General features: G+C 56.9%; 16 protein-coding genes and 1 tRNA gene. 4 read left to right on the top strand and 13 right to left on the bottom strand.

Annotated features, from left to right (window positions below):
- Positions 1-29: 29 nt before the first annotated feature.
- From ABD851_RS00260 to msrB, 12 genes are all read right to left on the bottom strand, one after another.
- Positions 30-410, bottom strand: a complete 381-nt coding sequence (locus ABD851_RS00260; RefSeq protein WP_344973487.1) for a type II toxin-antitoxin system VapC family toxin — start codon at positions 408-410, stop codon at positions 30-32.
- Complete coding sequence (locus tag ABD851_RS00255) at positions 392-625, bottom strand: hypothetical protein (RefSeq protein ID WP_344973484.1); 234 nt, start codon at positions 623-625, stop codon at positions 392-394. Before ABD851_RS00255 ends, ABD851_RS00260 begins: the two co-directional genes overlap by 19 nt.
- Before the next feature lie 75 nt (positions 626-700).
- Positions 701-1852, bottom strand: coding sequence for a bifunctional 2-methylcitrate synthase/citrate synthase (prpC, locus tag ABD851_RS00250; RefSeq protein WP_344973481.1), 1152 nt, complete (start codon positions 1850-1852; stop codon positions 701-703).
- Between the two features lie 21 nt (positions 1853-1873).
- On the bottom strand, positions 1874-2644 hold the full coding sequence (locus ABD851_RS00245) for a class I SAM-dependent methyltransferase (RefSeq protein ID WP_344973478.1): 771 nt from the start codon (positions 2642-2644) through the stop codon (positions 1874-1876).
- 16 nt (positions 2645-2660) lie between these two features.
- Entirely contained in the window at positions 2661-3560 is a 900-nt protein-coding gene (gene prpB / locus ABD851_RS00240) for a methylisocitrate lyase (RefSeq protein ID WP_344973475.1), read from the bottom strand.
- Between the two features lie 51 nt (positions 3561-3611).
- Positions 3612-5234: a RagB/SusD family nutrient uptake outer membrane protein gene (locus ABD851_RS00235; RefSeq protein ID WP_344973472.1), complete on the bottom strand. Its 1623-nt coding sequence runs from the start codon at positions 5232-5234 to the stop codon at positions 3612-3614.
- Positions 5235-5270: 36 nt separating this feature from the next.
- A complete protein-coding gene (locus ABD851_RS00230; RefSeq protein ID WP_344973469.1) occupies positions 5271-8621 on the bottom strand; it encodes a TonB-dependent receptor in 3351 nt (1116 codons plus the stop codon).
- A 108-nt stretch (positions 8622-8729) separates the two neighbouring features.
- Entirely contained in the window at positions 8730-9698 is a 969-nt protein-coding gene (locus ABD851_RS00225; RefSeq protein WP_344973466.1) for a FecR family protein, read from the bottom strand.
- A gap of 73 nt (positions 9699-9771) precedes the next feature.
- Positions 9772-10359 (bottom strand): RNA polymerase sigma factor, encoded by a 588-nt coding sequence (locus ABD851_RS00220; RefSeq protein WP_344973463.1) that lies wholly within the window; start codon positions 10357-10359, stop codon positions 9772-9774.
- A gap of 179 nt (positions 10360-10538) precedes the next feature.
- On the bottom strand, positions 10539-11606 hold the full coding sequence (gene glk, locus ABD851_RS00215) for a glucokinase (RefSeq protein ID WP_344973460.1): 1068 nt from the start codon (positions 11604-11606) through the stop codon (positions 10539-10541).
- 124 nt (positions 11607-11730) lie between these two features.
- A tRNA-Thr gene (locus ABD851_RS00210) sits at positions 11731-11804 on the bottom strand.
- A gap of 18 nt (positions 11805-11822) precedes the next feature.
- Entirely contained in the window at positions 11823-12275 is a 453-nt protein-coding gene (gene msrB / locus ABD851_RS00205) for a peptide-methionine (R)-S-oxide reductase MsrB (RefSeq protein ID WP_344973457.1), read from the bottom strand.
- A 69-nt stretch (positions 12276-12344) separates the two neighbouring features.
- Here msrB and ABD851_RS00200 point away from each other — a divergent pair, with 69 nt between their 5' ends.
- The 4 genes from ABD851_RS00200 to ABD851_RS00185 all read left to right on the top strand — a co-directional run bounded on the left by ABD851_RS00200 (position 12345) and on the right by ABD851_RS00185 (position 16059).
- Positions 12345-12932: an adenylate kinase gene (locus tag ABD851_RS00200; RefSeq protein ID WP_344973454.1), complete on the top strand. Its 588-nt coding sequence runs from the start codon at positions 12345-12347 to the stop codon at positions 12930-12932.
- A gap of 56 nt (positions 12933-12988) precedes the next feature.
- On the top strand, positions 12989-13984 hold the full coding sequence (obgE, locus tag ABD851_RS00195) for a GTPase ObgE (protein WP_344973451.1): 996 nt from the start codon (positions 12989-12991) through the stop codon (positions 13982-13984).
- A 115-nt stretch (positions 13985-14099) separates the two neighbouring features.
- On the top strand, positions 14100-15734 hold the full coding sequence (locus tag ABD851_RS00190) for a CotH kinase family protein (protein ID WP_344973448.1): 1635 nt from the start codon (positions 14100-14102) through the stop codon (positions 15732-15734).
- A gap of 82 nt (positions 15735-15816) precedes the next feature.
- Positions 15817-16059, top strand: a complete 243-nt coding sequence (locus ABD851_RS00185) for a putative signal transducing protein (protein ID WP_344973445.1) — start codon at positions 15817-15819, stop codon at positions 16057-16059.
- A 136-nt stretch (positions 16060-16195) separates the two neighbouring features.
- On the opposite strand, the gene ABD851_RS00180 is transcribed toward ABD851_RS00185, so the two are convergent.
- On the bottom strand, positions 16196-17188 hold the full coding sequence (locus ABD851_RS00180) for a M28 family peptidase (protein WP_344973442.1): 993 nt from the start codon (positions 17186-17188) through the stop codon (positions 16196-16198).
- Between the last annotated feature and the right edge of the window lie 23 nt (positions 17189-17211).

The following is a 17211-nucleotide window of genomic DNA, read 5'->3' as shown; positions in this document are numbered from 1 at the left end:
AGTATTCTGGTATACCGGTTCTTTAGCTACTACATTTCCCAGGGATTTTCTAATGATAATCCTGCAATATGTTTGAAGTCGGATACATTCCGGGTCAAAAGCACCTGATTTAAAGTAAGTGCGGTTGCGGCAATTATAGCGTCTGGCAATTTCAGGTGATAAGTCTTTCGTACTTCAATACCCTTTATGATAACCGGTTCTTCTAATCCCCAAACCGTAGTAACATTAATGAAATCTTCCAATACTGCGATTTGTTGGGAAGTAGCTTTGGGCCACGCTAATAATTCCATGCGGGTAATTACTGATAAGGCTATTTCTCCGGTATCAATCAGATCAGCCGCATGAGCAGGCAGTTTATTATCGAGATAATCGATGACAGTGTTGGTATCAATTAAATATCGTTGTGCCATTCGTTGCGGATGTCTTTTGCATGTTGTTGAAAGTCCCTATACTGTTCAGCAGTGAGGTTAAGCGATCCCCTGAATTTGGCTGTACTACTTTCTTGGGGTGGCTTAGCCTCCTCCTTTATATGCTTTTTGAGCACTTTGATTACCTTCAATTCTTCCAGGTCTCGTAATAGCCTGTAAGCCTTGTTATGGGTCAGCTGTATCAGGATCGTTTCCATATCATTTTATTTAATGTCAATAACACTTTGGCAACTGCCATTAGTTATGATCAAATTTACGATTTTTCGGACAGTCTATCGTTCTTCCAGCGGTACAAAAGGCCGGGGCGCCGGCCCGGTATAGTTGGCGCCGGGGCGGATGATCTTGCCGTCCTGCCGTTGCTCGATGACATGCGCGCTCCAGCCGGTCAGCCGGGCGATGACAAAGAGCGGCGTGAAAAAGGCCGTGGGAATGCCCATCAGATGATACGCTACGGCAGAGAACCAGTCGAGGTTGGGAAACATCTTTTTCTCCGCTTTCATAACCTGCGCTATGCGCTCCGCCACGCCGAAGAGCCGCATATCCCCGGCTTCTTCAGCAAGCTCGCGGGCCACGGACCGGATGACCTGGTTCCGCGGATCAGACACCGTATAAACGGGATGCCCGAAACCGATAATGACCTCTTTCTTTCCCAGCCGGTATCGGATATCTTCCGCGGCTTCTTCCGGGGCGGCATAGCGTTCCTGGATCTCATACGCCACCTCGTTGGCCCCGCCGTGCTTAGATCCCCGCAGCGCGCCGATGCCTCCCGTAATGGCGGAGTAGAGATCGGAGCCTGTGCCGGCGATCACGCGGCAGGTGAAGGTGGAGGCGTTGAACTCGTGTTCGGCATACAGGTTCAGGGATATCTGCATGGCCCTTTCCCAGGATGCGGACGGCTTTTTATCGTGCAGCAGGTGCAGGAAATGAGCGCCCGTGCTGTCATCGTCCGTTTCTACCGTAATGCGGCGTCCGCTTGTCGAGAAATGATGCCAGTACAGCAGGGCGGAGCCGGAGGAGGCCAGCAGCCGGTCGGCGATATCCCTTGCCCCTTCGTCATGATGATCCGGCGGCTCGGGAGCCAGCGTGCCCAGCACCGAAGTATAGGTGCGCAGCACGTCCATGGGATGAGCTTTGGCCGGGATCAGCTCCAGGACCTTTCTCGCGGCTTCGGGCAGACTGCGCAGTCCCTGCAGCTTTTTTTTGTAGGCCTTCAGCTGCGCGATGTTGGGCAGCGCTCCGTATATCAGCAGATAAGCGGTTTCTTCAAAAGCGGCTTTTTCGGCGAGCTCAAGAATATCATAACCCCGGTAATGCAGATCGTTGCCGCTGTGACCCACGGTGCAGAGCGCCGTATTGCCGGCGGCTACACCGGAGAGGGCCACTGATTTCTTGGGTTTAAAACCCGGTTGAGGTGCTTCCTGCATGATCGTAATGTTTTTAGATGATCAGTTTATCTTGCCGGCATACAGTACCGTGGTGTAGCCGAAACGAACGATACCCGATGCTGCATACCGGTCGTACAGGCGTTTCAGCTCATCGAGCATCGGCAGGTGCTCCGGATGCCCGGCTTCCGGCGCATAGGAGCTGGACAACAGCCGGCCTTTGAGCCCTTCGAAATCGAAATGCTGTTCATTGTCAAAGGTGCGGACCAGATAGGGTTCCGGTGCAAAGAACGCGGCGATCTTGTCTTCCGATGCCATTTCCTTATGCCCTACCTGTTTATAATCGGTCCCAAACCGCTGCAGCAGCTTTTCATATTCCCGGGCAAAAGGAGTGTCGGTCAGCCGCAGGTTCCAGAAAAGCGCTGCATAAGCGCCGGGACGGGAAATGCGGCGGAACTCCGCCCGGGTCTTTTCCCGGTCGAACCAGTGAAAAGCCTGTCCGGCGATGATCAGATCGGCGCTGTTATCCGGCAGGGTAGTCTGTTCGGCCGTGCCGTTTATGCTGGAAAAGCCGGGAAGGCTGCCCAGCTGTTCCTCTGCCTTCCGGCGCATATCGCCGTTGGGCTCCACCGCAAAAACGGGATATCCCTTTTTCAGAAAAAGCGCCGTGGAGATGCCGGTCCCTGAGCCGATATCGGCGATCTGCATTCCGGAGCGCAGGATACCATCCTGCTCCAGCTGTGCGGGAAGCGCGTCAGGATAACCGGGGCGGTAGCGGACATAATTATCCACCCGGTTGGAAAATCTGGTGGTGCTGTGGGATTCGTAGGACATAGCTTGGATTACGGGTTCAGGACGGCTCGGACCGGCCGGCATACAAGGCGTCCAGCTTTTGCTCAAAAGCGTGATAGCCGATGCTGACATACAGCTCCTCGCGGGTCTGCATGGTATCGATCACCGATTGCTGGGTGCCTTCGCGGCGGATATGCGTATATACATTCAACGCGGCCTTGTTGGCGGCACGAAAGGCGGACAAGGGATACAGCACCAGGCTTACGCCGGCGTCCCGCAGCTCCTCAACGGTCCACAGCGGAGTAAGCCCGAACTCGGTGATGTTGGCCAGTACGGGCAGGCCGGTGGCTTTTGCGAATTCCCCGTACTGCGGGAGCTCACGGACCGCCTCGGCGAAGATAAAGTCTGCCCCGGCGTCCCGGTAGGCCGTCACCCGCTCCAGCGTTTTTTCCAGGCCTTCCCCGGCCAGCGCGTCGGTGCGGGCGCCGATGAGAAAGTTGTCGTCGGTGCGGGCGTCTGCGGCGGCTTTGATCCGGTCGGCCATCTCGGCGGGGGAGACCACGGCTTTTCCGGGACGATGTCCGCAGCGCTTGGCCCCTGCCTGGTCTTCGATGTGCAGGGCGGCTGCCCCCGCTTTGATCAGCGACTTTACCGTGCGTGCGATATTAAAGGCGGAAGGTCCGAAGCCGGTATCCACATCTACCAGCAGCGGGGCATCGGTAACGCCGGTGATGCGGTTGATATCGGTGAGCACATCCTCCAGTGTGGTAATGCCGAGGTCGGGAATGCCCAGCGAGCCGGCCGCCACGCCGCCTCCCGACAGGTAGATGGCCCTGAAGCCGGCCTGTACGGCCAGCAGGGCGTGGTTGGCATTCACCGCGCCGGCGATCTGCAGCGGCTTTTCGGCACGCATGGCTTCGCGGAAGCGTGCACCCGCGGAAGAAGGTTCGGTTGGCATTTCCGGATGTTTCCGCGAATGTAGCCACTTTATGGGAAACGAGAGATCACATCAGAATCCCGGGTTCTGGGTAAGTTTTGAGTTCAGCAGCACCTCCTGCTGGGGAATGGGGAAAAGATAATCCCGGTCGGGGTTGAAGTGCCGTACGATGCCCCCATAGACTACCGTGTCTACTGTTGCTCCCCCGCTGCGGATATAGGTCATGCCCCGCACGGCGCCCTGCATCACCTTTTCCGCGGTTTTCCACCTGCGGAGGTCGAAAAAGCGCAGTCCTTCCATCGCCAGCTCTACCATGCGTTCGTGCCGGACGATCTGCCGCATTTGCTCCTGCGACCTGCCGGCGGGCACCGGCGGCATATTCACATCCGAGCGCGTCCGAATGGCATTAACGGCGTCATAGACAGCACCATCGATCTGGTTGAGCTCCGTTTTGGCTTCGGCATACATCAGCAGGACGTCGGCGTAGCGGATCAGGATAAAATCGGTGCCGCAGTTGGAGCGGTCCGACATGTCTTCGGGGTTGACGTATTTTTTGGTATTGAAGCCCGTTTTGGAGCGCAGATAATCCACTTCCACCTCGTCGGCGGTATGGGAGCCGGGGCGCGGGTCATAAGGTTTCCCATTGTATAACTTGTCGCCGGGCACATCGTCGGAAAAGGCGGGGAGAAACAACGTATAGCCGAGACGGGGATCCCGGTTGTGATAAGGATTGCGGGGATTATAGTCCGGGTCTTTATCGATGGACAGTCCCTTGCTGGTTTCAAAAGCATCTGCCAGCATCCCGGTCGGGGCAATGGTGATGGTCCCGTTCATACCCTTGGGGGCGTAGGTGTTGAAGAAGGAGGAAGGCAGCACATCCTTGGCATATTCCCGGTCCAGGATCACTTCGCTGCTGTGCTCCGCCGCATACCCGAACAGCTTGGCAAAGCTGGGGTAAAGGGAATAAACATTGAGGTCCATAACCGCTTTGGCGGCATCGGCGGCGGCCTGCCAACGCCCGGCATAGAGCATGGCGCGCGCCTTCATGGCCAGGGCGGCGCCCCGGGTAATGCGGCCGATATCGTCGCCGGTATAGCGTTCCGGCAAGTTACCGGCGATATCCGTCAGCTCCTTGTCCACGAAATCCCATACCTCATTTTTGGGGGTGCGGGGTACATCATAGCCTTCCGACAGCTCCAGCGTCTGGGTGATCAGCGGCACGTCTCCGAAGAGCATCACCAGGCGGGTGTAAAAGAAGGCCCGGATAAAGCGGGCTTCGCCTTTCAGGCGGAGCAGCAGGCTGTCCGCCGTATTCGGATCGGCGTCCTTTACCTTGTCGACATTCTCCAGAAAATAGTTGGCCGCCCGGATGGCCGTATAAGCGTCTTTCCACTGGTTTCCGAAAAAGTCCAGGTTGGCGTTGGGCGCGCCTTTTTCGATGTATTCGGAGAGGGCCGAGCCGTTATTGTTGGTCATTCCGATATCTGAAAGCTGGTCCCATTGCAGCTCCGATATCCCCGGCAGCTTGGAATAAATAGCGTTGACGGCGTTGACTGCATCTTTCTGGCTTTTCCAGAAGGTGTTGCCGATAAGGTCGGTCTTTGGTGCTGTGTTCAGCAGGTCTTTCTGGCATCCGGCCGCCGCCCAGAACAGTAACAGGGCAAGACAGCTTTTTATATATAATGTCGGTTTCATGATTGTTGTTTTTTGCAAAAGGAGCGGTATCCGTGTTTAAAATCCGAGGTTAAGGCCGACGGTGTATGTCTTCAGCGGGGGGTAGATGGCGTCGCGGCCGCTGGGCGTTTCGGCGTCCATGCCCCATTTTTTCAGACCGGAGAAGGTCAGCAGGTTGGTTCCTCCCACATATACCCGCAGGTTATGGATCCGGATCTTTTGGGTCAGCGTTTTGGGGAAGGTATAGCCGAGCTGCAGGTTCTTGAGCCGGAGGTAGCTGGCGTTCAGCGTCCACCAGGAAGAAGGCTCGGTATCGCGGTTGCTGGATTTTTCCGGACGGGGGAAGCGGGCGTCGGTGTTCTCCGGGGTCCAGTAGTCTTTGCCGATATCGAGCATGAATCCTTCCCAGCTGCCGTTCTCAATAAATGCCCCCCAGAGCATCATGTTCTGCTGTCCTACGCCCTGGAGGAAAAGGTTCAGGTCAAAATTCTTCCAGCTCAGGTTGATGTTGGCGCTGTAAGTCCAGCGGGGAATGGTAGATCCGAGGATGGTCTTGTCGTCTGCGGTAAGCTTGCCGTCATCGTTGGTATCCACATACTTGATATCGCCGACCTTGGTATCCGGGTAAAGGAGCGGGTATCCCTTGTCCAGGTCTTCCTGGGTGATCAGGCCGTCTGTCTTGTATCCCCAGAGGGCGTCGATGGGTTGTCCCACCATGCGGATATAACGGTCTTTCTCCTGGCTGAAGTAAGGTCCGGCCCCGGAGAGGTCCAGTATCTTGTTCTTTACATCGGAAAAGTTGACGGTTACATCATAATGCAGCTGCCCGATATCGTTCTGATGGTTGAGCTGCAGTTCCCAGCCGGTATTCTGTACTTTGCCGGCATTGGTGGCCACGGGTTGCAGGCCGATGACGCCCGGGATCGGCAGCTCCTGCAGGATGCCGCTGGTCAGCTTCTTGTACCAGTCGAACGATGCGTTGAGCTTTCCCTGCAGGAATGAAAGATCGAGGCCGATATCGGTTTGGGTGGTGATCTCCCAGTGAAGATCGTTCACGGTCAGTTCGTTCTGCAGCACGCCGGTTACCGGCACATCGTTAAAGGCATAGTAGTTGGCTACCTTCAGCCGGTCGAAGTAGGTATACAGATCATTGATGTTCTGGTTGCCGTTCTTCCCCCAGGAGCCCCTGATCTTTACCTGGTCTGCAATGTCTTTCAGCGGGTCCCAGAATTTCTCTTCGGAGATGCGCCATGCGCCTGATACGGAGGGGAAGAAGGTGTAGCGGTTGCCCGGCGGAAAACGGGAAGAGCCGTCGTAGCGCATGTTGAACTCCAGGATGTAACGTTCGGCATAGTTATAGTTGACCCTGCCGAATACGGAGCGAAGGCCCCAGTCGGCATACTTGTTACCGATCAGCCGGCTGTCCGGCTCGCTCTGCTCAATATCCTGCAGGTCGTTGTTGTACAGTTTCTTTCCGATAGCATGCAGGCCGGTGAGGCGGTAAGCGATTTCCGAATAACCCGCCAGCAGGTTGACGGCGTGTTTATCCCGGAGGAAATCGTAGGAGAGGGTGCTGTTCCAGGTTTTCTGCAGGTCTTCCTGCCGGCCGTCCTTGAGCTGGTTTACATCGTTGCTTTTGAGCACCACGTCCTTGTTCCAGTAATCCCGTATCTCGTAGGTAGGGGTATTCATCAGCGTGTCGACCCGGTTGATCTCAAAGGCGTACTGGGTCATAAAATGCAAGCCTTTTACAATATCCCAGTTGGCCTGCAGGTTGATGACGGCATTGTCATCCGTAAATTTTGTACCGCCGACAATATTGGGGTCGGCATAGGCCAGCGGGTTGTTGCCCTGTTTGCTCAGCCCGTAGGTGCCGTCGGGATAGCGGGGCACGGCCAGCTGGGAGCCGTGGATCATCCAGTGATACAGCTGATCCATATTGGTACGGTTCCGGTTCTGCCGGCGTACCTTAAGATCGGCATTCACGCTGAAGTTGTCGGCGATCCGGATGTCGTTGTTCATCCGCAGCTGGTAGCGCTGCATGTCGTGGTTGGGAAAAACGCCCTGCTGGTCCATGTAGCGCAGGCTGAGAAAGGTGGTCAGCTTTTCCCCGCCGCCGGAAATATCGATGGAATGGTTTTGCCAGGGCGCGTTTTTCCGGATCAGCTGGTTGAACCAGTCGTTGGGCAGGGGATATTTCAGGCGGTCGTCGCCACTCACATAGTGCTGGATATCTTCGTCGGAATACAGCGGGTCGCTGCCGCGGTTCTCATAGGCCAGGTTTTGCAGCTCGAGGTACGACCGGGTGTCGATATGCTTGGGAACGGTGCTGAGGTTCTGGAAGTCCATCCATCCGCTGTAGTTTACCCTCACCTCACCCTTCTTGCCTCTTTTGGTGGTGATCAGGATCACCCCGTTGGCGGCGCGGGAGCCGTAGATGGCGGTGGAGGCGGCATCCTTGAGTACGGATACCGAGGCGATGTCGTCCGGGTTGAGGTCATACGCGCTTTGTTCCACCCCATCCACGATCATCAGGGGCGTGCTGCTGTTCAGGGTGGTTACGCCGCGGATGTTAAAAGCGTTATTTGAGCCGCCGGGTTCACCGCCCTTATCCCATACGGTAACGCCGGGGGCCAGTCCCTGCAGGGCGGTCGTCAGGTTGGAAGCATGGCGCTGGGTGAGCTTGGTAGGCGCAATGGTAGAAACGGCTACGGTAAGGTCGCTTTTTTTCTGCGTACCATAGCCGACCACCACTACTTCATTGAGGCCCCCGGTGCTTTCCTTGAGGGTGATGTTTATTTCTCTGCGGCTACCGACAACTTCCGTTCTGGGATTATAGCCGATATAGCTGAATGACAGTACGGCGTTGTCGTCCGGAACGGTAAGGGTATAGCGTCCGGAGGCGTCAGTTACGGCGCCGGCGTTGCCGTCCTGCAGCTTTACGGTCACTCCCGGGAGAGGAGTCCCCTTTTCATCGGTGACCTGCCCCTGTACTTGTTTTTCAGGCGCCGGCCGGGTAATGTTCTTCGGGGCCGGCGGCTCCGTGCGCTGCCGGATAATGATATTGTTGCCTGCAGCTTTGTAAGTGAGGGGATAAGCGGCCAGCAGGGAACTGAGCACCTGCCGTAAGGGTTTTTCCTTTGCCGTCAGGGATACCCGGGCCGTATTGAACCACGCGTTCCCGGTGAACACGATGTTCACGCCGGCGGTTTCGGCCACCCGGTGAAGGGCGTCTTTCAGCAGCACATCGTGCAGGGAGACGGACACTTTTTTTTCCAGGGCATCCTGTCCGCGGGCTGCTTTTGCCTGTACCAGCGAGGTCAGCGACAGCAGCAGGGCGGCAAAAAAGATACCCCTGAAAAAGACAGGAGAAAACGTTTTGGACGGTTGAGTCGAAGCGGTTATCATGTTTATGGAATTACATATGGTTAATCAGCCGGCATTATAAAGCATGCTTTTTAGGGTTGCCGGTTCTCTGCGACGATGGCGTTGTTCTGCCGGTCTGCAAGCAATTACTCAATGGCAGCTGCCGCCTGTGATCCGGTAGCTGCCCCCCGTTTCCCGGAGGGTGGCGCCCAGACTTTCGGCCAGCAGCTGCAGGCTTTCCCGGATGTGGGTATGACTGAAGTCCCCGTACACCGGGCAGGTTATGATCTGTTTGTTGACCACCGTAATCGAAATATTATAGGTCCGCTTCAGTTGCCTGATCACGGCCTCAAGCGGGATACCGTCAAAGAACAGCTTTCCGTTTCGCCAGGCGGATGCGGCGTTTCCGTCCACGCGTTTCTGCGCCAGGGTCCCGGATGATTTATAATAGCTCAGCTGCTGATCTGCTGTCAGCCGGGCCTGCTGCTGCTGCAGGCTTACCTGTACCTTGCCGCCGGTTACGGTCACCGTGACCGAATCGTCCTCGGGGTAGGCGTTGACGTTAAATTCCGTTCCGAGATCGGTGATGACGACGCCCGCCGTATGGATAACAAAGGGACTTCCCTGCCGGTGTTTCACCTCGAAATATGCCTCCCCTTCCAGAAAGAGCTCCCGGCCGTTACCGGAAAAATGTCTTTCATAAGAAAGACGGCTGCCGGCATTCAGCCAAACCGAAGAACTGTCGGGAAGTATAATCCTGCGTTGCTCCCCGGTCCCGGTTATACGATGTACCACATCCGGCGGATGATACCTGCCGGTATACTGATGCAGCAGGTAAGCCATCAGGGACAATCCGGTCAGCAGCGTCAGCGCCGCGGCGGCTTTCCAGGCCTTCCGGCGGACGGAGAACGACGGTTGCTCCCTATCCAGCGTGTCCTCACGGATGCGCTTCCAGAGCTTCCTGGCCATCTTCTTCCGTCCTTCCGGAAAGACGTCCTCTTCAGCAAGCTCCTCCTGCTGGAAATGTTGGTACAAGCGGTCAAAGATGGCTTTTTCGGTTTCGGAGGCCGTTCCCGCGGCTATTTTTTTTACCAGTCGTAACAGCGGTTCCTTATCCATTTGTACCGTTCTTTTGAATAAGGCAAATGAGGGGCGCGGAGCCCCCAAACGCGGAGCAAACTTTTTTGACGGATTACCGCCCGCAGAGCACGAGCAGGAAGAGAAGAAGAGAGCCGAGGGATTCGCGTATGCGGCGCAGGGCGATGGTGATCTGATTTTCAACCGTCTTTACGGAGATGCCCATCTTCGCCGATATTTCTCTGTGACTGAGATGTTCGTTCCTGCTGAGGTCATAGACGGTGCGGCACCTTTCCGGAAGCCGTGATATGCATTGCCGCACGGCAGTATCCAGCTCTTTTGCGGCGAGATTGTTGCCGGCGTCTGCCGTTTCCGGCGGGAGGAGCTGCGCCGCTTCCCCGAAAAAGCTTTCGCGGATCCTTCCGGCGCGGATATGATTGACCACTTTGAATTTTACCGCGCTGAGCAGATAGGCCCGCAGGTGGGCAATCTGCAATTCACGGCGGTGGGCCCAGAGCCAGGTATAGATCTCGTGCACGATGTCGAGACAGGCATCGTGGTCTTTCAGCACCCGGAAAGCAGAACGGTACAGGGTTTCCCAGTACCGGTTGTAGATAACGGTGAAGGCCTCGGCGTCATTTCCAGCCAGCCGGAGCAGCAGCTCCCCGTCCGGTATCGCATTATTTTTTATAACTGGAGACATCGCCGGAGTCTTCTCGTTTTTATATCGGTGATACGCCCAAAGAGAGGATTGTTTTCTTTCGCTTTATATCGAAAGCTACCGGATCTTGCCAAAATACACAAAAAAACGAGACGGGGATATGATCATATTGTAAGGAACTGCGGAACGATGGAACAGCGGGATATCACAAAAGCGGTTGCTCAGCCGGCGGCGCCGTAAGCGCCGTAATAGGCGGCGCCGAGCAGGGCGGTCTTGTCGTTCTGAATGACGCAGATGGGTACCGACTCCACAAGGCTTTGCATGCGGTCGCAATGCCGGTAATGCGTGTAAAACCGTTCTTCCAGCAGCATATTGGTGATCTTAGGCGGGATGCCGCCACCCAGGAACAGTCCTCCGGAGGCTTTCAGCTTAAGCACCAGGTTGCAGGCCTCATGCGCCAGGTAGCGGACAAACAGGCGCATGGCCTCGCGGCAGATCGGGGCTTTTTCGGCTGCAGCAGCCTCGCTGATGACGGCGGTAGGGTCGCCGGCCTTTTTGAGGGCTTCGGTAAGCCAGCGGGGCTCTTCCCGTTTTTCCGCTTCGCGGAGATAGGTGTATATATTGAAGATGCCGGGACCGGATACCACATGTTCCCAGCTGACCACATCAAATTTTTCCTGAAGATGCTGCAGCAAAGCCATATCCTGATCCGTTCGCGGGGCAAAGTCGCAGTGGCCGCCTTCGGTGGCGAAGGGGTGGTAGGTCTGGCCGTTCCAGAACAGGCCCGCTTCGCCCAGGCCTGTGCCCGGCGCGAGGATGGCCATGTTGCCCCCGTTGTCGAAGTCGCCTTCGCGGATGGCAAAAAGGTCGCTTTCCTGCAGGGCCGCCAGCCCATAGGCGGTGGACTCGAGGTCATTGATCAGGGCTACTTCCCCGATGCCGGTGGCTTTGCGGATATCGCGGCTGTCCAGCTCCCAGGAGAGGTTGGTCAGATCCACCTTGCCTTTCAGCACGGGCCCTGCCACGCCGATACAAACGCGGTCGGGCATCGTGTGCGGAAAATCGGCGAGGAACTGCTTGATGATCGCGGTCAGGGAATCGTAGGACCGGGAGGGGTAGGATGTCTGGTGCACGGCTTCTGCATGAAGGCGGTGCATGCGGAAAAGGGCCAGGTTGGTCTTTGTGCCGCCCACATCCCCGGCCAGCACATGGATCTCTTTACCGGCGGCCTCTTCCAGGCGGGGAAAGGCCAGGGGCACCAGAAACTTTCGGGTAACGGATTGCTGCATGGTCCGGTTTTGCATGTATTTCCCGGCGGCGGGCTGAGCGCTTGTTTGAACTTTGCCCTTTGGGCTGCCAATGCGCCCCAGGCCCCCGGCCTTCAAAAGCAAAATTTAAACAGGCGCCGTGATGAGCCACCCATCGGACTCGAACCGACGACCTGCTATTTACGAAACAGCTGCTCTAACCAACTGAGCTAGGGTGGCAAAGGGGCACAAAAATAATCAGTTTTTGGGATTATCGGGCACAAAATCCAGCACCGGCGAGTTCATGCAGTACCGCAGCCCTGTCGGCGGCGGGCCGTCCTCAAAGACATGGCCGAGGTGTGCGCTGCAGCGTCCGCAGATAACCTCGGTGCGGTCCATATCATGGGAGTGGTCCGGGCGGTAGACCACGCTGCTTTTAGCCAGGGTACGGAAAAAGCTGGGCCAGCCGCAGCTGCTGCCGAACTTGGCGTCCGCATGGAACAACGGATTGCCGCAGACGGCGCAATAGTAAGTGCCGGTGCCTTCAAGGTCCCAGTATTTACCGGTAAAAGGCGGTTCGGTGCCCTTTTCAAAGGCAATATGATAAACTTCCGGGGGCAGTATCTTTTCCCATTCGGCCGGCGTTACCTGCAGCGGGCCGGTATCGGTGCGGGAATAATACGGGTTTTCGGGATGCAAGGATTCGTCCATGGGCCAAAGTTAAGGGTGAAAGGCATATCTTTTTTTTATCTTTGTGCTCCATCAATTTCATTTGCAAGCATGTTCAACCTTATTTTGTTCGGCCCTCCGGGGAGCGGAAAGGGTACGCAGAGTGAGCTTATCATCGAAAAGTACGGATTGATCCATATCTCCACCGGCGTTTTGCTCCGGAATGAGATCGCCGAGCATACCCCGCTGGGGCTGGAAGCCAAAAAGTTCATGGACAAGGGCCAGCTGGTGCCCGACGAGGTGGTCATTGGCATGATCTCCTCAGTGCTGGATGCGCATCCGCAGGCCAAGGGGTTTATCTTTGACGGCTTTCCCCGTACAAGCGCCCAGGCGGAGGCGCTGGACAAGCTGCTTGCCCTGAAAAAAACGGCCATTACCCTGGTGCTTTCCCTCGAAGTGCCGGAGGAAGAGCTGGTGCGCCGCCTGCTCGAACGGGGACAGACCTCAGGCCGCAGCGACGATGCCAATGAAGCGGTGATCCGCGCCAGGATCACGGAATATCATAACAAGACGGCGCCCGTAGCCGATCATTACGCCCGCTTTGGCAAATTCCAGCAGGTGAAGGGCGACGGCAACATCGAAGAGACCTTTGCGCTGCTTTCCAAAGAAATAACACCCTTTCTGAAGCAGCCGTCGTAAGGTATTTTAAGTCTAAAAGGTTTAAAGTTTAAAACCGGGAACCACAAATCAGCGCCGTGGAGAAGGGAAACTTTGTGGATTATATCCGTGTGTTCTGCCGCTCCGGTAAAGGAGGAGCCGGCAGCATGCATTTCATGCGCACCAAGTTCAACCCCAAAGCGGGCCCGGACGGGGGCGACGGCGGACGCGGCGGACATATCATCCTGAAGGGCAATGCCCAGCTCTGGACCCTGCTGCACCTGCGTTACCGGAAGAACATCCTGGCCGAGAACGGGGTGAACGGCAGCGGCAACAACTGCACCGGCCGCTTTGGCGCCGACGTGATCCTTGAGGTGCCGCTGGGCACGGTGGCCCGCGACGAGGTCACGGGAAAGATAGAGGCGGAGATACTGGAAGACGGGCAGGAGCTTATCTGGCTGCGCGGCGGACGCGGCGGGTTGGGCAACAGTCATTTTAAGACGCCGGTAAACCAGGCCCCGGACTATGCCCAGCCCGGAGAAGAGGGGCTGGAAGGATGGAAGATCCTGGAGCTGAAGGTGCTTGCCGATGTGGGGCTGGTCGGGTTTCCCAATGCGGGAAAGTCCACCCTCCTGTCGGTGATGACGGCAGCCCGCCCGGAAATTGCCGACTACGCCTTTACCACGCTGACGCCCAACCTCGGCATCGTACCGTACCGCGACGAGCGCTCTTTCTGTATGGCCGACCTGCCGGGCATCATCGAAGGCGCCGCCGAAGGCAAGGGCCTTGGGCACCGGTTCCTGCGGCATATCGAACGGAATGCCGTGCTGCTTTTCCTTATCCCGGCAGACAGCGGCGACCATCGCAAAACCTTCGAAATCCTGCTCCGTGAGCTCGAGCAGTACAACCCCGAGCTGCTGCACAAGAAATTCCTCATCGCCGTTTCCAAGAGCGACCTGCTGGACGAAGAGCTGCGGCTGGCCGTTGCCGCCGAGCTGCCGCCGGACATTCCGCATGTGTTTATCTCTGCGGTGCAGCAGCAGGGGCTTGAGGCCTTAAAAGACATGCTCTGGGAAGCGCTTAACCGGCCGTAGGGGGGAAGTTTCTGATTTCCGGTTCTTGTTTGAAGTTTGATTGCCTTTCGCCCTTCGCCTTTTACCCTTCACCTCCCTTGGAAAACGTATATTTAACTGATCAAAAAGCCATACAATGGGAATCCGCAGCACAGTCGCCCTTCCCCGGGGTAAATCCCTGCCCGCCCCGAAGGTCCGGCTGATAAAAAGAACCGGCCTTCTTTTTCCGTTTTATGCAGCGCTTCTCCTGGCCGGTCTGCTCGCCGGCTGCGCGCGCCACGACGAGGTGCCGCAGGCGCCTGTCTCCGGCAGCGATTCCCTTACGGGCTTTGCCTTTCAGGCGGGAAGCAACAGCGCGCTTCAATTCGATATTACCGGCGACATCGAAGGAGATACGATCTATGTCCATGCCCCGGCCGGCACGGATATCTCGGACCTGACCCCCATCTTCACCCATACGGGCGTACGGCTTACGGTAGACGACAGCGATCAGGTCAGCGGCGTCAGCGCCCATGATTTTAATCAGCCGGTAACTTACACCGTTGTCGGCGACGACAAGGGTATCCGGAAATATACCGTCCGCTTCCTCGATACGGGTATACCGGCGCTGTACCTTTCTACCGGCGGTGTTCCGGTCGACAGCAAGGACAACTATGTGGAAGGAACGATGCGGATCGTCAGCGGTTTCCCGGAAGCGGTCCGCTATGAAGGGAAGATGGAGATCAAGGGGCGGGGAAATGCTACCTGGAACATGCCCAAGAAGCCGTATAACATCAAGCTGGATAAAAAAGCCGGGCTGCTCGGCATGGAGGAAAACAAAAAATGGTCCCTGCTGGCCAATTACGGCGACAAATCCCTGATCCGCAACGCGGTGGCCTTTGAGCTGAGCCGTCGCCTCCAGCTGGCTTTTTCTCCGGCATCGGAATATGTAGATGTATTTCTGAACGGGGAATTTTTAGGCAACTACGAGCTGACCGAGAAGATCGAGGTCGGCAGCCACCGGGTGAACATCGAAGAGCAGGACGAGGGGGCCACCATCCTGCCCGGGATCTCCGGCGGGTACCTCCTTGAGGTAGACGGCTATGCCTATTCGGAAAAAAGCTATTTCGTTACCCCCAAAAGCATGGCCATTACCATCCATTATCCGGAGGATGACGAGATCACCCCTGAGCAGAAAAGCTATATCAGCGGACATGTCACAAAATTTGAAGATGCCCTGTTCTCCCCGGATTTCGGAGACCCGGCTACAGGCTACCGGAAATATTTCGACCTGGATTCCTATATCAACTGGTATCTGGTAAATGAGATCATGGGCAATTCGGATATCTTCTGGAGCACTTATCTGTATAAGAAGCGGAATGACGACAAGATCTACGCCGGCCCGGTATGGGATTTCGACCTGGCCTGCAATAACGATCAGCGGCTGGGCGATGCCGTCCACAAGATGATGATCGACGCCGGTCATGAGCCAAGAACCTGGATCAACCGGCTGATGGAGGATAAGGGCTTCCGGCAGGCGGTCCGGGGCCGCTGGAATGCGGTGAAGACCGACAAGGTGAATACACTGCCGCAGTTCGTGGACCAGCTGGCGCGGCAGCTGGCCTTTTCGCAGGCGCTGAACTTCCGACGCTGGGATATCCTGGGCGTCAAGGTGCACCAGAACCTGCAGGCCGCAGGCTCTTACCCCGGCGAGGTGGATTACCTGCGGGAATACCTCAAGGACCGTATCAGCTGGCTGGACACACAGTTCAACAGCAGCCGGTTCGAATAGCGCGCCGGCGCTTTTCCCGCCGCCGCGGGAGGTATCGCGGCTTCCCCGGCAATCTTTTAAATCATAAAACGTGTTGAGACCTATGGAGAACGAACTGATCACCCTTGCCAGCTATGATAATTCCTTTACCGCCAATCTCTATAAGACCAAGCTGGAAGCGGCGGGCATTACCTGTTACCTGATGGATGAGCACAGCACCGTGCTTACGCCCTTTCTTTCCAATGCCATCGGCGGTATCAAGCTGCGGGTATTCCTCGAAGATGCCGAAAGGGCCCTGCAGGTGCTGGATGAGGACGACCTGCCGGAGGGAGACTCCGAAGCGTAGCTTTTATACGGGTCATGCATGGCTGTGTCTGCGTGCCGGAAAACAGCCGGGGTTCTGCCGGGCGTATCGCTCAGTAGGAAGATCCCCCGCCAAAACCGCTACCCCATCCCAGGCCAAGCTCCACTGGGCGTACCGCTCAGTAAGAAGGGTTGGTGTACAGTACGTGCAGCACCGTCTGTCCTACGGCCTTCAGTGTGCTTTTGTCGATGATGTCCATGTTGTCCTGCACCGTATGGTGCCAGGTGGGGAATATTTTATCGTCCTGCCGGTTGGGCCGCAGGGCCACGATATCCAGCGTGGGGATACCGGCGATCTGGTTTACGGGGATATGATCGTCGGTGATGCTGAGCTGCCCTTTGTTCTCATACCGGAAAAAGTCGGAATAGCCGATGCTGTTCGCTACATCCCATACCATCTTGGCCTGCAGCCCGGCAAGCTGCTGGGAGGCCGCATCAATGTAGTAATGCGAGCCCCTTCCCCCGACCATATCGAGCAGGATGCCGTACTGGGCGCGGTATCCGGCGGTCCTGGCCTGCTGCGCCCAATAGCGGGTGCCCAGCGCCCAGGAGCCGTCGTCGTTCTCCACCCCCGAGTCCTCCACGTCCGACAGCAGGATGTCCACCCCTACTTCCGGCTTTTGCTGCTTCAGCTGCCTGGCGATCTCCAGCAGTACGGCGGCGCCGCTTGCCCCGTCGTCCGCCCCGTCGAAATGCCGGTTTTTGGACGAGTCCGCTCCGTCGGCGAAGGGGCGCGTGTCCCAGTGCGCCAGCAGCAGGGTCCGCATTTTGGCGGAGGGGTTCACATGCCCGATGATGTTGATACAGCGGAGGGATTGGTTGCCCGGTCCGGTAACGGTAGTACGTTGCACCGTTACCGTATCCGCAAAGGCTTTCATCTTTTCCGTCAGCCAGGCGGCGCATTTTTCCTGGGCGTCCGTATTGGGGATGCGGGGACCAAAGGCTACCTGCTGCGCCGTATACGCATAGGCGCTGTCGGCATTGAATGCCGGCACATTCACCGCAGTGGTTTGCGCTTCCTCTTCCTGCTGTCCGCCCTGCCGGTTGTGGCAGGCGCCAAGGAGCAGCAGCGCGGCGCAGAGGAGCGGCAAGGTATAATGTGTTTTCTTCATATCGTGTACTGTAGCGGTGTTAT

Source organism: Compostibacter hankyongensis (genome assembly GCF_039541075.1).
GTDB lineage: Bacteria > Bacteroidota > Bacteroidia > Chitinophagales > Chitinophagaceae > Compostibacter > Compostibacter hankyongensis.
The sequence above is the reverse complement of the archived record's forward strand: the minus strand, read 5'-3'. Positions and strand labels throughout refer to the sequence as shown.

Bases quoted from the DNA above. Each gene is read 5' to 3' on its own strand.
- ABD851_RS00245 (WP_344973478.1), bottom strand. From the start codon at position 2,644: ATGTCCTACGAATCCCACAGCACCACCAGATTTTCCAACCGGGTGGAT.
- ABD851_RS00200 (WP_344973454.1), top strand. From the start codon at position 12,345: ATGTTCAACCTTATTTTGTTCGGCCCTCCGGGGAGCGGAAAGGGTACG.
- ABD851_RS00185 (WP_344973445.1), top strand. From the start codon at position 15,817: ATGGAGAACGAACTGATCACCCTTGCCAGCTATGATAATTCCTTTACC.
- ABD851_RS00180 (WP_344973442.1), bottom strand. From the start codon at position 17,188: ATGAAGAAAACACATTATACCTTGCCGCTCCTCTGCGCCGCGCTGCTG.
- ABD851_RS00235 (WP_344973472.1), bottom strand. From the start codon at position 5,234: ATGAAACCGACATTATATATAAAAAGCTGTCTTGCCCTGTTACTGTTC.
- ABD851_RS00255 (WP_344973484.1), bottom strand. From the start codon at position 625: ATGGAAACGATCCTGATACAGCTGACCCATAACAAGGCTTACAGGCTA.
- ABD851_RS00225 (WP_344973466.1), bottom strand. From the start codon at position 9,698: ATGGATAAGGAACCGCTGTTACGACTGGTAAAAAAAATAGCCGCGGGA.
- ABD851_RS00190 (WP_344973448.1), top strand. From the start codon at position 14,100: ATGGGAATCCGCAGCACAGTCGCCCTTCCCCGGGGTAAATCCCTGCCC.
- glk (WP_344973460.1), bottom strand. From the start codon at position 11,606: ATGCAGCAATCCGTTACCCGAAAGTTTCTGGTGCCCCTGGCCTTTCCC.
- msrB (WP_344973457.1), bottom strand. From the start codon at position 12,275: ATGGACGAATCCTTGCATCCCGAAAACCCGTATTATTCCCGCACCGAT.
- ABD851_RS00220 (WP_344973463.1), bottom strand. From the start codon at position 10,359: ATGTCTCCAGTTATAAAAAATAATGCGATACCGGACGGGGAGCTGCTG.
- prpC (WP_344973481.1), bottom strand. From the start codon at position 1,852: ATGCAGGAAGCACCTCAACCGGGTTTTAAACCCAAGAAATCAGTGGCC.
- prpB (WP_344973475.1), bottom strand. From the start codon at position 3,560: ATGCCAACCGAACCTTCTTCCGCGGGTGCACGCTTCCGCGAAGCCATG.
- ABD851_RS00260 (WP_344973487.1), bottom strand. From the start codon at position 410: ATGGCACAACGATATTTAATTGATACCAACACTGTCATCGATTATCTC.
- ABD851_RS00230 (WP_344973469.1), bottom strand. From the start codon at position 8,621: ATGATAACCGCTTCGACTCAACCGTCCAAAACGTTTTCTCCTGTCTTT.